Annotated in this window: 10 protein-coding genes; all 10 read left to right on the forward strand. The window is 59.5% G+C overall.

Annotation, left to right across the window (positions count from 1 at the left end; genetic code table 11):
- The first annotated feature begins 11 nt into the window (after positions 1 to 11).
- Positions 12 to 758, forward strand: coding sequence for a polysaccharide pyruvyl transferase family protein (locus tag ACFQ6Y_RS18125; protein ID WP_378635443.1), 747 nt, complete (start codon positions 12 to 14; stop codon positions 756 to 758).
- Positions 759 to 767: 9 nt separating this feature from the next.
- Positions 768 to 2,210, forward strand: a complete 1,443-nt coding sequence (locus ACFQ6Y_RS18130; protein WP_378635447.1) for a lipopolysaccharide biosynthesis protein — start codon at positions 768 to 770, stop codon at positions 2,208 to 2,210.
- A gap of 99 nt (positions 2,211 to 2,309) precedes the next feature.
- Positions 2,310 to 3,662, forward strand: a complete 1,353-nt coding sequence (locus ACFQ6Y_RS18135; RefSeq protein WP_378635451.1) for a UDP-glucose dehydrogenase family protein — start codon at positions 2,310 to 2,312, stop codon at positions 3,660 to 3,662.
- 711 nt (positions 3,663 to 4,373) lie between these two features.
- Positions 4,374 to 5,819 (forward strand): polysaccharide biosynthesis tyrosine autokinase, encoded by a 1,446-nt coding sequence (locus ACFQ6Y_RS18140; protein WP_378635456.1) that lies wholly within the window; start codon positions 4,374 to 4,376, stop codon positions 5,817 to 5,819.
- A gap of 1,190 nt (positions 5,820 to 7,009) precedes the next feature.
- Positions 7,010 to 8,533, forward strand: coding sequence for a sugar transferase (locus ACFQ6Y_RS18145; protein WP_378635459.1), 1,524 nt, complete (start codon positions 7,010 to 7,012; stop codon positions 8,531 to 8,533).
- A complete protein-coding gene (locus ACFQ6Y_RS18150; protein ID WP_378635463.1) occupies positions 8,520 to 9,845 on the forward strand; it encodes an O-antigen ligase family protein in 1,326 nt (441 codons plus the stop codon). The genes ACFQ6Y_RS18145 and ACFQ6Y_RS18150 overlap by 14 nt, the downstream gene beginning before the upstream one ends.
- A gap of 1 nt (position 9,846) precedes the next feature.
- Positions 9,847 to 11,058: a glycosyltransferase family 4 protein gene (locus ACFQ6Y_RS18155; RefSeq protein WP_378635467.1), complete on the forward strand. Its 1,212-nt coding sequence runs from the start codon at positions 9,847 to 9,849 to the stop codon at positions 11,056 to 11,058.
- Positions 11,055 to 12,266, forward strand: a complete 1,212-nt coding sequence (locus ACFQ6Y_RS18160; protein WP_378635471.1) for a hypothetical protein — start codon at positions 11,055 to 11,057, stop codon at positions 12,264 to 12,266. The genes ACFQ6Y_RS18155 and ACFQ6Y_RS18160 overlap by 4 nt, the downstream gene beginning before the upstream one ends.
- Positions 12,263 to 13,159, forward strand: coding sequence for a glycosyltransferase family 2 protein (locus ACFQ6Y_RS18165; protein WP_378635474.1), 897 nt, complete (start codon positions 12,263 to 12,265; stop codon positions 13,157 to 13,159). Before ACFQ6Y_RS18160 ends, ACFQ6Y_RS18165 begins: the two co-directional genes overlap by 4 nt.
- On the forward strand, positions 13,156 to 14,322 hold the full coding sequence (locus tag ACFQ6Y_RS18170) for a glycosyltransferase family 4 protein (RefSeq protein ID WP_378635477.1): 1,167 nt from the start codon (positions 13,156 to 13,158) through the stop codon (positions 14,320 to 14,322). Before ACFQ6Y_RS18165 ends, ACFQ6Y_RS18170 begins: the two co-directional genes overlap by 4 nt.
- Positions 14,323 to 14,326 lie beyond the last annotated feature (4 nt).

The following is a 14,326-nucleotide window of genomic DNA, read 5'->3' on the forward strand; positions in this document are numbered from 1 at the left end:
GGAACCAAGTCATGATCCCAGGTGTTTCGCGAAGGTTTCGAATCGGGCGACGAATCAACAACTTCGGCGACCTTCTAGGTCCGGTCGTGGTCGCATGGATGTCGAAGCAGAGTCGCAGGCGAGTGCAGCGCAGCAAGCTCGACCGACGGTTGCTGTCGGTTGGATCCATCATGCATATGGCGAGAACCGGAGACTGCATCTGGGGAACTGGGGTCAACGGCAAGATAACTCCGGACGAGTATCGCTTCGAGGCGCTCGACGTCCGGGCAGTTCGTGGACCGCTCTCGCGTGAGTTCCTGGAGAAGCGTGGAATTCACACCCCGCCCACGTACGGCGACCCGGGATTGCTCCTTCCCTCCGTCTTTCCCGAACTTGTCGAACTCGCGAAAAACCCTTCGCGCGACATCGTTGTCGTTCCGAATCTGAACGACCTGCCGCGGTGGTTCGACACACCGTCGGTGCTCGACCCAACCGCGGACTTACAGACCTGCCTCCGAACTATTGCGAGCAGTCGACTTGTGGTCGGGAGTTCGCTTCATGCCGTGATCGTTGCCGACGCGCTGGGAATTCCTGCGCGTCTGATTCCCTCAGGTTCGGAAGCGGAATTCAAGTATGCGGACTACTACCTCGGCACAGGGCGCGAATTGTCCACCGCACCAACTGTGAAGACCGCGATCTCGATGGGTGGCGCGCCGAGCTTGATGTGGAACGACGGACCACTTCGCGAAGCATTTCCCCACGATCTCTTCGGAAGGTAGGCGCACGCGGTGGGATTGGGTACAACCGCTGCGCGCGGCTCCGCTGTCACGTTGGGGGGACAATGGGTCAAGTTTCTCATTCAGTTCACCTCGATCGCCGTACTTGCGAGGGTCCTGAGCCCGGATGACTTCGGCAAGATGGCAATGGTCATGGCGGTGGTCGGAGCGGCAACCGTGATCGGCGACTTCGGGCTTTCTCTTGCCTCGGTACAAGCCTCTGAGATTTCGGAGAATCAGCGATCGAATCTCTTCTGGATCAACACGGCGATCGGATTGCTGCTGACGCTCGTTGTCTTTGCCGCAGCACCATTGTTCGACGGGTTCTACGACGTCGACGGGCTTTCCGACATTGTCAGGGCGGTATCGGTGATCTTCGTGCTGAACGGGCTCACCGTACAGTTGCGAGCGGACCTGACTCGCAATTTGAAGTTCGTGAAACTGACGGTGACCGAAATTGCCGCGCAGGGGATCGCCTTGGCGGTAACGATTCCGCTTGCTCTGTCGCGCTACGGAGTTTGGTCACTCGTTGCTCAGCAAATCATCGTCGCGGTGGTGCTCCTGTGCAGTTCGGCGATGCTGCTTCGATGGATTCCGAATCGCCCGACACGCCGTGCAGACATGCGGTCCCTACTGTCATTCGGCACCAACACCATGCTGACGCAGCTTGTGACCTATTCGAGTGCGAACGCGGATTCCGTGGCACTCGGAAAACTGCACGGCAGTGCTGAAGTCGGTGTCTACGATCGTGCGTATCAGCTCTTCAAGATACCGATTGCGCAATTGGCCACACCGATGACACGTGTTGCGTTGCCGGTGCTTTCACGAATCACCGACCCTACTGTCTATATGGCATATCTGGTACGTGCGCAGACCGTACTGTGCTACGTCATGCTCGGAGCGTTTGCGTACGCGGCAGCTGTGGCGTACCCCTTGATGGATCTAGTGCTCGGAAGTGGTTGGGATGCTGCGGCGCCGATCTTCCGGATACTCGCTGTAGGTGGTGCATTTCAAGCTTTGTCCTACATCTACTACTGGGTATTCCTCTCCACTGGCCGAGTCGATGTGCATCTTCGATACAGCCTTTTGGGGCGCGGATTGATGATCGTCGCAGTCTGTGTCGGCGCGATATTCGGAAGCTTGGGTACGGCGATCGGGAGCAGTGTCGGCTTTGTTGCAGTCTGGTTGATCTACTCGTTTGTCGCCATTCCACGCATCGGAATCGGGACAGGGCCCTTGGTCCGAAGCGCTGCGCGACCGATGGCGCTCTTCACTGCGATGTTCGGCGTCGCCTCACTTTCGCTCACCCTTTTTCAACAGGTTCCGAGTTTCGTAGCGCTCGCACTTGCGGGAATGGTCTGTGTCGTCTTCGTGGGAGTTGTTGCCCTCGCCTCCAGATCGGTGCGTTCGGACTTGGGTGCGCTGGTGGACACGTGCAGGAAGGTGGTCGGTTGACGGCGCCGTTCAACGACCTCCGCACACGGAGTACTCGGCCACACGGGAGTGGATGCCCCGATCACCTCGTCCACACGAACTTCGACCGAAAGGTTTTCAATGACTGAGCTCCGCCCGACCGAATCGATTTCGCGCCGGATGACTGTTTTCGGTACCGGATATCTCGGGGCGACGCATGCGGCGTGTATGGCCGAGTTGGGACACGAAGTCCTTGGCGTCGACGTCGATCCGAGCAAGCTTGCGATGCTCGAAGCGGGGGAGGTCCCCTTCTACGAGCCAGGACTCGAAGAGGTGCTTCAGCGCAACATCGCGGCAGGTCGTCTCCGGTTCACGTCATCGTACGAAGAGGCCGCGGAATTTGCGGACATCCACTTTCTCGGTGTGGGTACTCCTCAGAAGAAAGGGGAATTCGCCGCCGACATGCGGTTCGTCGATTCAGTCGTCGACGGTCTCGCTCCGCTACTGACGCGACCTGCCGTGATTTTCGGAAAATCCACAGTGCCGGTCGGTACCGCAGAGAAGCTTGGTATCCGGGCACGAGAATTGTCACCGGCCGGACAGGACGTCGAGGTGGCTTGGAACCCGGAGTTTCTCCGAGAAGGATTTGCAGTCAAGGACACGCTGCACCCCGACCGTTTGGTACTGGGCGTGGACCGCAAGCGCCCGGGGCGTGCCGAATCCGTCGCACGCGAGGTCTACGGGAAGATCCTGGACGAGGGAACGCCCTTTGTCGTCACAGATCTTGCAACGTCGGAGTTGGTGAAAGCGTCGGCCAATGCTTTTCTCGCAACAAAGATCTCGTTCATCAATGCGATTTCGGAAGTATGCGAGGCGTCGGGTGCAGACGTGACGGTGCTGGCGGACGCAATCGGGCACGACGAGAGAATCGGCCGAAAATTCCTCAACGCCGGAATCGGTTTCGGCGGCGGTTGCCTCCCCAAGGACATTCGCGCATTCATGGCCCGTGCAGGCGAATTGGGCGCAGATCAAGCTCTTACATTCTTGCGAGAGGTAGACAACATCAACATGCGTCGTCGGACGCGGATGGTCGAGTTGGCGCGTGAGGCGTGTGGATCGTTGCTGGGAGCCCGAGTAGCTGTGCTGGGAGCTGCTTTCAAACCGGACTCGGACGATGTTCGAGACTCACCGGCCTTGAATGTCGCCGGCCAAATTCAACTTCAAGGTGCGGCTGTCAGTGTGTACGACCCGAAGGCGATGGGGAATTCGAAATCGTTGTTTCCGACTTTGACCTATTCGGCGAACACGGAGGAAGCTTGCGCGGGTGCAGATGTCGTCCTGATCCTGACGGAATGGGCGGAGTTTCGGAAGTTGCTGCCTTCGAATCTCGACGACATTGTGCGGAAGAAGGTTGTCATCGACGGACGCAATTGTCTCGAGCCGGCAATTTGGCGAGATGCAGGGTGGACCTACCGAGGGCTCGGACGGCCTTAGTGTCTTGCCTGATCGTCTCGGACTCAGTCTCCTGATCGGAAGTCGGGACCAAAGTCTGTTGGTTGGTCGTCCAGTCGTCGTCCGAGATCCGGCAGAAGACCCAGTAGCGCAGCGGCATTCGTGTTGGGGGGAGCGGTGGCTACTGGCGAGTCAACTATTCGTAGCGCACCGAACCGCGGTGTTCGTCGATTCGCTCGCCGATGGTCGATTCGACGTATCGATCGGACGAGTAGGCGTCATGTCTCGGATTGTTGCCTTCGGATGTTGTGGGTTCATCGTTGGCGTTCGCTGCCGGACTTAGGTCCCGAGCGCAGTGCGTGATGTTTGGCCTACGTCGTTCATCGGTACGACGAGATGTGATGCGATGGGATATATACGGTACTTGGAGTGGTGAAAAGTGTGATGAGACAGTAAGGTTCAGTTCGGCCCTTCGTGGTGTTCGCTCCCATGGATTCACGGGATCAGCCGCAGTTCAAGACGTGACAGACCGGGCCGGTGAAAGTGAGGAGTGAGTTGGCCTCACCCTTCATTGTCTTCGGTTCAATGGGATCGTCGTGTCTTTACTCCGCCAGCTTGTTGCCGCGATACGTGGAAAGAACGTCATACGGATGGCTGTCCTGTTCAGACAAGAGCGGGGGTAGTGGCTCGACCGATGGCCGGTGATAACCGCTCGGATGCGCGATACGTATTCGAGCCGAAGGAGATTCGACGATGGATGTACGGGACTACCTGAAGACTTTGCAGGCGCGGTGGAAGATAGTCGCTGTCGTTACTGTGGTCGTGATCGTGGGAGCATTGGGTGCCTCGTTGATTGCCACGCCGGTGTACAAGGCGTCTACTCGCCTGTTCGTGTCGACTTCGACCGGAACAACGGTGAACGAGGCATTCCAAGGCAATCAGCTGTCGCAGCAGTTGGTCACTTCGTACGCCAAACTTCTCACCGGGGAGACGCTGGCCCAGCGAACAATCGATGCAGTGGGGCCAGATCGGCTCGGAGGGCTTTCTGCCGCGGAGCTTTCATCGAAAGTGACGGCCACATCGGCACCGGATACCGTACTTCTCGACCTGAGCGTGCAAGATACATCGCCTGAACTGGCCCGCGATATCGCCAACGCACTTTCGGACGAATTCGTCTTCATGGTCAAGGATTTGAGCACGCCCGTTAACGGCGGCACCGCGCCTGCGCGCGTCGTTGTCGAGCAGCGAGCCCAGACCCCGGTAGAACCGGTATCTCCGAAGACCACGAGAAACGTCGCCCTCGGAGCAGTGATCGGTCTACTGCTGGGGATCGGACTGGCCGTGTTGCGTGACCGCTTGGACAACACTGTCAAAGAACGAAAGACAGTCGAAGACATCGTTGGTGCGGCGATGGTGGGAACAATTCCGTTCGACAAGGAACGTGAAGTTCACCAAGCAATCAACTTCCACGAAGGCAACTCCGCCAGTGCCGAGGCATACCGTGAACTACGAACCAATTTGCAGTTCCTGGCAGTGGATCGCCCCCCGAGTGTCATCGTCGTCACGAGTTCGCTTCCGTCGGAGGGTAAGACCACGACCGCAGTCAACATCGCACTCGTGTTGGCCGAGGCGGGCAAGAAGGTGTGTCTCGTTGAAGGTGACCTCCGCAAGCCGCGTGTGTCGAAGTACCTCGGACTGATCGGAAGCGTTGGGCTCAGTTCGGTCCTGGCCGGGCAAGCAGATCTGGACGACGTGCTTCAGGTTACGAGCAATGCGGACCTGACGGTTCTTGCCTCGGGTCCGATTCCTCCGAACCCGAGCGAATTGCTGGGGACTGACACTGCGCATGCAGTTTTTGCCGATCTCCGCAGAAGGTTCGACTACGTCGTCATCGACGCCTCGCCGTTGCTTCCGGTTACGGATGCTGCAGTTCTGTCTGCTCTGGCTGACGGCGCACTCGTCATCGCTCGTCACGGTTCGACGAAGAGGGAACAGTTGAGCAGGGCGGTGGGCAACCTCCACAGCGTGGGCGCGACGATTCTCGGCACTGTCATAACGATGACCCCGCTGAACGGTCGTGGGGTTTACGAATACAAGTACTACTACGATTCCGATCCTGTCGTCGCTGACGTGGCTGTGGGAAGTTCGGTCGGCGTCAACGCAGTCAGCGAAGTGCGGACGCCGTCGACAGTCAACTGAACGGGTCGAATACTGACCTTTGTTTCACCCGCGTCTGCGCTAATGGGCCCCCGAGCAATGCTCGGGGGCCCATTAGTTTTGCAGCGACTCCGCCAGCAACTACCGTGTGGGCGCGGGAGGCGACTACCCGTCGCAGACAGCTCGATCTGTGAACCGGACCCGACTGGAGATGCTCGTGAGAGTATGGCGAGTCGGGTCGTCGGCGTTTGCATCCGTCCTTACGGATTTCCGGTGTCGGCGATATTTCGCTTCCTGCCAGTCGATGCGGCCAATAGGCGGCCCGTCAACGTCTGATTCGGCTCGGGTGAGCTGGATAGATTGAGATCCAGCGGTCTACGAACGTCAGTCGACGTGCCCTTCGTTCTGTGAGTGCCGTTGGTAACGGGACGGATTTATGAGGTAGCAGCCTCCGCGTATTGCAGTTTCGGGCCGGTGGACTGGCAACTACTGCGAATGATGTGGTACTGCAACCATTTACGATCTGCGAACTATTCGCTTGGTAGGTATGGCCCAATTCGCCGAAGATTTCACCTTCACATATCGCGGCGCGGCACCCAGCGGCGAATTGTCGGACGATTGTTCAGAATTGCCGTGCGGCCGGACGGGCGATAGTTCGATTTGCAGAGCGTTTACCGTCCGCGTGCGGGTTTCCGTACAAACGTGGAGTCCAGTTGACCAAGGCAATGAAAACTATAGGTACGCAATATCAATGGTGAAACATGCGCGTACGTTCCCTCCTGGACGGTGAATAACTGATCTCAATGCTGGCGCCGGGAAGAAGTTAGGAAAGCGCTATTGCCACACTGTCCGGAATGTGGCAAACTCCTCACTGGTACTGACCAGCTAGCCAACTAGTTGCCATGATGTGAGTCGCGGCAATGTCGGGGCTGGCGACGTCAGCGGGCGACGAGAAATCGCCGATCGCCTCGTGTTTGGGTCGTTAATGGACTCTGCTTCAATCATGGGGTGTGAGCTGCGGCAATGCCGCATTTACTCGACAGTTGGGCCTAGGCCCGGCCTTAGTCGCCGGTTGAACTACAAGGCGCACGTAATGCGACCATTCGCACTGAACGCAGTAATGCGGGGCCTTCGCCGTCGAAGTATCGGGATTCGGCAAGGCGGTCCGATGGACCTCGACCGGGGAACAACTTCGCGCCGAGTTCTGTGCATGGGGAAAGGTTTCTGAAAACATGACGGTTCTCGAGATTGCCGCGCCCACGGAAGAACGGCCACAACAACATCGACGAGAGGCTCCGAAGAGGGCTGGCGGAGTATCCGCACGCAGGAAATGGCAATCTGCGTATCTTCGTCGTCTGGCGATTACCGACACGATTATCGTTGCGGCAGTTGTGTTTCTGGCGCAATGGTGGCGCTTCGGTAGCGACGTTGATGTCGTCGACGGCGAAGCGATCGGCCATTTCAGCTACACCGCACTGTCTTTCGCCCTGATTATCGGCTGGTTCGCTGTACTGAGAGTATTTCGCACCAGATCTCCTCGGGTGATCGGAAGTGGCCCTGAAGAGTACCGATTGATCGCTGTCGGCACGCTCCGCCTGTTCGGATTGATTGCGATCGCCAGCCTTCTCCTCCACCTCGAGATCGCGCGCCTGTACCTCGCCGTGGCATTTCCGATGGGATTGACGGCCTTGATCGCGAGTCGTTGGATCTGGCGACGAGTGATTGCTCGAGAGCGAGCGCGAGGTGAATTTCGAACTGCGGTACTCGTGGTCGGTGTACGAGGGGCGGTTGTCGATCTTGCACGGAACCTCGAGCGTGACGATGCCCATGGATACCGAGTCGTCGGAGTCTGTGTACCCGGCTACGGAGGAGACGTCGGCGAGGTTGTCGCAGTGAACGGCCGGGACATTCCGGTGCTCGGAGACGAGCACAGTGTCACCGACGCGCTCGAACAGGTCGGCGCCGACACGGTGGCAGTGACGGCGTCGGAGCGACTCGGGCCGGACGGGTTGCGCAAGCTGGCCTGGGATCTCGAGCGCGATCATGTGGACCTTGTTGTTGCGCCGGGGATTCTGGATGTGTCCGGGCCGAGGCTGTCGATGCGCCCGGTCTCTGGATTTCCGCTGATACATGTCGAGCGTCCGCGCTATCACGGCGCACAGAAGTTCACGAAGACGACCTTCGACATCGTCTTCGCGACGCTGGTACTCACAGTGATCAGTCCGGTGCTTCTGGCGGCTGCGATCGCCGTCAAGCTCACGAGTAAGGGTCCGGTTCTGTACAAGTCCGAGCGGATGGGGTTGGACGGTCAGCCGTTCCCCATGCTCAAGTTCCGCTCGATGGTCCAGAATGCGGATTCTCAGGTCACGGCACTGATGAAGGAGAACGAAGGCGCCGGAGTGCTTTTCAAGATGCGAGACGATCCGCGCGTGACGACTGTCGGTCGATTCATGCGTCGATACTCGATCGACGAGTTGCCCCAGTTCGTCAATGTTCTTCGGCGAGAGATGAGCGTCGTCGGACCGCGGCCACCCCTTCGGCGTGAGGTCGAGTTGTACGACGGTGCGGTCAGTCGCCGGCTACTGGTCAAGCCCGGTGTCACCGGCCTGTGGCAGGTCAGCGGGCGTTCTGATCTTTCCTGGGAAGACACTGTCCGCCTTGATCTTTCCTACGTCGACAACTGGTCGATGATGGGTGACGTCATGATCGTCGCGAAGACGCTCAAGGCGGTGGTGGGAAGTGATGGCGCCTACTGACAAGAAGGCGGCACCGGCGCCTTGCGAGAACAAGGAACCGAACAATCCGCTGATCTTGCGAACGGCACTGGTGATCGCGGTCATCGGCGCGAGCGGAGCCTTTCAGGCGTACACGCAGAAGACAGCGCTCGGATCGTTGCTCGTACACGGTTCGGCCGCTCTCGCGGCGACACTGGCGTTGGTCTACTTCCTCGATCGGCGATACTCACGCAACACGACCTGGCCGGTCTTCGCGCTTCTGGTCGCGGCCGTCGTCCCGGCAACCAGTTGGTACTGGTCGACGTTGCCTCGGAACTCCGCCGTCGCCGGCGTCGTCATCGTGTGCCTGGCGATCACGGGAATCATCGTCGCCCGTGAGTTGACGTTCGCGGTGCGAGTACGGACCGTTGCCCTCACCTTGATGGTACTGCTCGTGCTGTCACTGCTGGTCGTGTTCCTCGATCCTTCGACTGGCATCGACGTGGACACACGCGCTGTCACGTATCGCGGAATCTTCACGCACAAGAACACTTTGGGCCGAATGGCTGCGATCGAAGTTGCACTCGTCGCTGTCATGCTCATGCTGCCCGACGTCAAGCGGATTCCGTGGGTGGCGGCGCTGGCTGTCGCCGGCATCGTGTTGTTCGAAGCCCGGAGCCAGACCAGTCTCGTCGCAGCAGGGATTGCGCTGGCGACAGTTCTTGCTCTGAAGTGTTTTCGACGGACACCGAACGGTCACCTCGCCTCGACTGTGATCATCGGCCTGTACCTCGGGGTGTCCGGCGCGATGAAGGTGCTCGGACCCGATGTCGCAGAATTACTCTCGCGAGACGCCACGTTGACCGGCCGGCTCCACCTCTGGACCGTTTCGAACTACTACGCCGAACAGCGGCCTCTGCTCGGATGGGGCTTCGGCTCGGTGTGGGCGCCGGACAGTGCAGTGGGGCAGATGATTCGGTCCAAGCTTTCTTTCTCGGCGACCAGCGCACACAACGGAATGCTCGACATACGGCTGCAGATCGGTTGGATCGGATTCCTGCTGCTGTTGGCCGGCTACTACCTGCTTTTGAGTACTTCTCTTTCGCGTGCTCACAGCAGGACCGAGTACATCGCCATCGTCGCGCTGATGGTTCTCGTCTTCTCGATGGACTTGACGGAGTCGACGCTCTTCTTCGGCGCTATGTGGTTGATCGTGTGGGTCTTCCTGGCTCCGTACGGACCCTCCACACCCCGTTCACACGGTCCCCGCAGCGCCGAACTGTCTATCGGTGGGGGCCGTACCGACAAGAACATCGCCAACAAATCCGTTTCGCCGCGAAGAGGAGGCGAATGAGATGTACAAGTCATTCGATGTAACCCGCACGGAGACCGATGTGAGCCCGATGCCCGACGTTCGATCGGCGGCACCGAAAGCGTTGATGTTCCATGCGATCTATCGAAATCCGGGTGGTGAGGAACAGAGCTTCGCAAACGAGTCCAGACTCCTCGAATCGATCGGGTACGAGACGGTTCGGTGCACCACCGAAAACTCCAAGATCTCGCGGAGACCGTGGGCGGGCGCCACGGCAGTGTTCAGCCTCCGGGTACTCGTCGATGCGTTGCGAATCATCCGCACGGAGCGGCCGGACATCGTTTACGTCAACAACCTCTGGCCGGCGTTTTCGGCTTCGTTGCTCGTGGCCGCAAGAGTCGCCGGAATTCCTACGCTGCAGGCGGTTCGGAACTATCGCCTGGTCACACCCTCGGCCAAGTTACGCGCCGATGGCACGTGCACCGAATGCGGTTCCACCAACTACTTCACGAGTTGTGTCCGCAACGGATGCTACGGGAACAGCCGACTGCAAAGCCTTGTCTGCTACCTGAGCGCTGCGGCGGTCAAGCTCAGCGTCTTGGGGTGGAAGCAACACAGGTTCGTCGCAACGAGCGCGATGACAGCACGTCTGGTCGCGGGACGACTGATCGAATCCGACCGCGTCGTGGTTCGTCCGAACTTCGGATTCGAAGAAAATGAACCCGAATTCCGGAGCAACGATTCGGTTGTGTGTGTCAGCCGACTGACACCCGAGAAGGGCGTCCTCGACTTGGTGCGTAACTGGCCCCAGGGTGCCGGAAGCCCCTCCCTCACAGTTCTCGGTGACGGACCGCAGTATGGCGAGATCTCCAGCTTGAGTGCAGCTCTCGACAACGTCACGATGGCCGGATTCACGGCACACGAAGATGTGATCGAGATACTCCGCCACAGTGCGGCGTCCGTGGTGCCATCTCAATGGGCAGAGCCGTTCGGACGCGTCGCGATCGAATCGATGTCGGTGGGTACCCCCGTCATCTACGCAACCAGCGGTGCACTCGCGGACATCGTCGGACCGGGCGGAACGCCCCTTCATTCCCTGGAAGAATCGTCGATCCGCGAGGCACTCGCACGGATCCTCGGAGCGGACGACCGATCCGCGATACGCAAATCCGCATATCGTCACTACGCGAGTCGCTTCACCTCGCGCAAGGCGGCGACGTCGATGCGTGAGCTCATCAACGAGGTGAGCTCGTGAACGATCGCACGCGGCATGTGACATTCATGGCGGATCAGGGACTTTCGAGCATCCTTACTTTTGTCGTTCTCACCTCGGTGGCACGACTCGGTGGTCCGATCGAAGTCGGCCAGGTTGCCGTCATTCAATCGGCGGGTTTGTTGGCACTGGCGCTGGGGCGAGCGATCGGCGTCGACGTCTGGCTCTCACGAGGAGCGAGGTCCGACGAGCGTCGGCCGGCTTTGGCCCCCACGATGGTGCTGTCGGCAGTATCGGTGACATCGGTGTGGGCACTGTTCTTGATCGCCGGGTCGGACTCGATGAATCTCACGGTATATGCCTTGGCCGCAGTTGGTTTCGTGATCTTCGACGTGATACGCACGATGTTGATGCACGATGGTGCGAGTTGGATCTCCGCGTCGATACAGATCGTGACACTCTCGTTCGTACTTATTGCAGCTTTCCTGGTCGAGAATCTGACACTTGCTCTCGTGACCTACACGGTCGGTGTCTTCGTTGCGCTCGCTCTCGGTCACGCATCCATGCGTCTGGTGCCGCCGGTGCCGTCGATCAGGTACTCGCGCACGCACCGATACAGATCCGTGCCGTTCGCGATCGAGATATTGATGGGATCAGCTGCGCAGCAGGCAATGTTCTTGATACTGACCGTGGTGGCATCGATCTCGATGATCGGTGAGATCAGAACTGCCCAGACACTGCTCGGTCCACTGTCCTTGATGTTCGCAGGTATCTCGCCGATCCTGATGCGCAAGTTCGGAAGTGGTGTCGAATCGATGAGCCCGAGCGAGTGCATGGCACTCGGTCGCCGAGTGGGATTGCGGATCTTCCTCGTCTCGATCGTCTGCGTTTCGCTGATCTGTCTCGTGCTCGAGATTCGGCTCTCGGGAGTTCGATTGACGGATCACCTGGTTGGGCCGCATTTCCCGAACTTGATGCCGGTCATTCTGCTGTGCGGACTGGCAGTGGCGTTCAACGGGATTCTTCTGGGTGTAGGAACGTCGATTCGAGTCGTGGACAAGACCGGAACGCTCAACACATTTCGCGCATTGCTGCTGCCGCTGCAGTTTCTGATCGTTCTCGGAGCGGGATTGTCCGACGATGCCGTCTATGTCGCAGGAGCATTGGCGGTATCGGCTGGTGTCAGTGCGAGCGTCGTGCTCCTGGTCTCGATGAACGACGTCTCTCGGCCGAAGGTTGGTCTCTCATGAAGGACCTGAGCGGCGTCATGGTCGCGATTTTGACGTACCGTCGCGAATCGGCACTTGCGCACTGCATTGACAGCGTCAGGGCGTCGATCGTGGCTGCCGGCGTTGCGGCCGAGATCGTGGTAGGCGACAACGATCCTGATTCCACCACACCGACATACGTCGTCGACGGGATCGAGCGACTGCATCTCGGGTTCGGCGGGGTATCGGCAGCGCGACGTGCACTTGTCGATCTCGCCAACGCGCGAGAACGTCGATACATCGTGTTCGTCGACGACGACGAATATGTCGATGTCGACTGGCTGTCGAATCTCCTCACCTGCGCCGCAGATTTCGACGCGGGTGCCGTGGCCGGTCCTGTGATTCCGGTGGGTCTGCCTGCTTCAGAACTTCCATTGCACGCCCGTGTTCGCCACACCACCGGCACTCCTGTTGCGTCGGCAGGTGCTGGAAACCTGTTGTTGGACCTGAAGGCTTTGAACGGCTTGAACTTCAGTGACGATTGGGATCTACCTGGCGGCGAGGACACCGAGTTCACACTCCGGATGTGCGCCGGCGGTGTCCGGTTGCTGTGGTGCGACGAGGCAATTGCGTACGAACCCGTCGACGCGGATCGGCGTCGGGATTCCTGGCTCTTCGCACGATACGTCAACAACGGCCGGATCCTGGCGCTCTGTCAGGGACAACTCACCGCGCCGCAGTTGACGGTTCAGATCGTCAAGCGAGCTGCTCTCGTACTCGCAGCGGCCGTGGCGACACCTGTCGCCGTGTTCAGCCCGCGTGTCAAACGCATCATTCTCGATCACGGTGCACGCAACATTGGGTGGTTCTCACAGCAATTCGGTCGCCACGATTCTCGGATGCCACGCGCACAGAGGCTGGAGGTAGCGCGATGACACGGTTGTTGATGACGGCATACGCCTGCGATCCGAATCAGGGGAGTGAGTCCGGGGCGGGTTGGGCGCTTCTCTCGGCGGCTTCCGAACTGTGTGAGTCGATCACGGTGGTGACTCGCTCCGGTGAGGCTCCCACGTTGGAATCCGCGTGTGAACAACTCGGTTGCGAAGTTCGAGTCGTGCGAATGGCGACGTTGACCGCGGAAGAAGCCGGATCGTACGGTCGATACCTCCGATGGCTCTGGCACACTTCACTGTTCGTTCGGCGTGAAGCGGCACACTTCGACGTCCTTCACCACGCAACGTTCGCCTCCGACTGGCTGCCCCCACCGGTGCTGTTCGGTGGAGTCGGTGGCAAACGACTCGTGTGGGGGCCTGCCGGCGGAAACACCTACCCGCCGATGTCACTCGCCAGGAGTGTCGGTATGCGATACCTGACCACCACGGCTGTTCGCACCTGCTCGACGAAAGTCGTACGGGCACTGACCCACATCTTCGTGTCCGGGCGCGTCGACACCTTCATCGCGATGAACTCCGACAGCGGCCGCGGGGCCCCGCGAGCCTGCGACGTCGTCGTCCAGCCCAATTGTGTTCTGGACTACGACGGAATCGAAGTTCAACCGGTACCCAGACCGAAACGAAAACTGCTCTTTGTGGGAAGGCTGTTGCAGTACAAGGGGATCGACCTGATACTCGACGCGCTCGAGCATCTCGGTACCGATTGGTCCATGACCTTTGTCGGGGAAGGGCCCGCGCGAGCGCGAATCGAGAAGTCGCTGCCCTACGGGCGCGGTCAGATCACGCTTCACGGGTGGCGCGACAGATCGGAAGTGATGAGGGAGATGGGGGCCTCCTCGGCCTTGCTCTTCCCGAGCATGCACGATTCCGGCGGTTGGGTGGCCGCCGAAGCTGCCGCGGTGGGCCTCCCGGTGGTCTGTTTGGATCTCGGCGGTGTACCGACTCTGGCCGGTCGGAACGCCGTGGCGATTCCGGTTGCGCCGGCATCCACACTTCCCGCGCGTATTGCTCGATCGATTGTCGAGACCGAGCTTTCTCTCTTTGAACCGCAACGTGATTGGACTCGATCCAGGTTGGAATCGATCTTGTCGCGCAGTTACGGCCAGTGCAATGAACGTCAACAAACGAACTCGGAAAAGTGGTGAGACA

The sequence above is a fragment of the Rhodococcus sp. NPDC056516 genome, assembly GCF_042794655.1.
In the GTDB taxonomy this organism is placed as follows: Bacteria; Actinomycetota; Actinomycetes; order Mycobacteriales; family Mycobacteriaceae; genus Rhodococcus_F.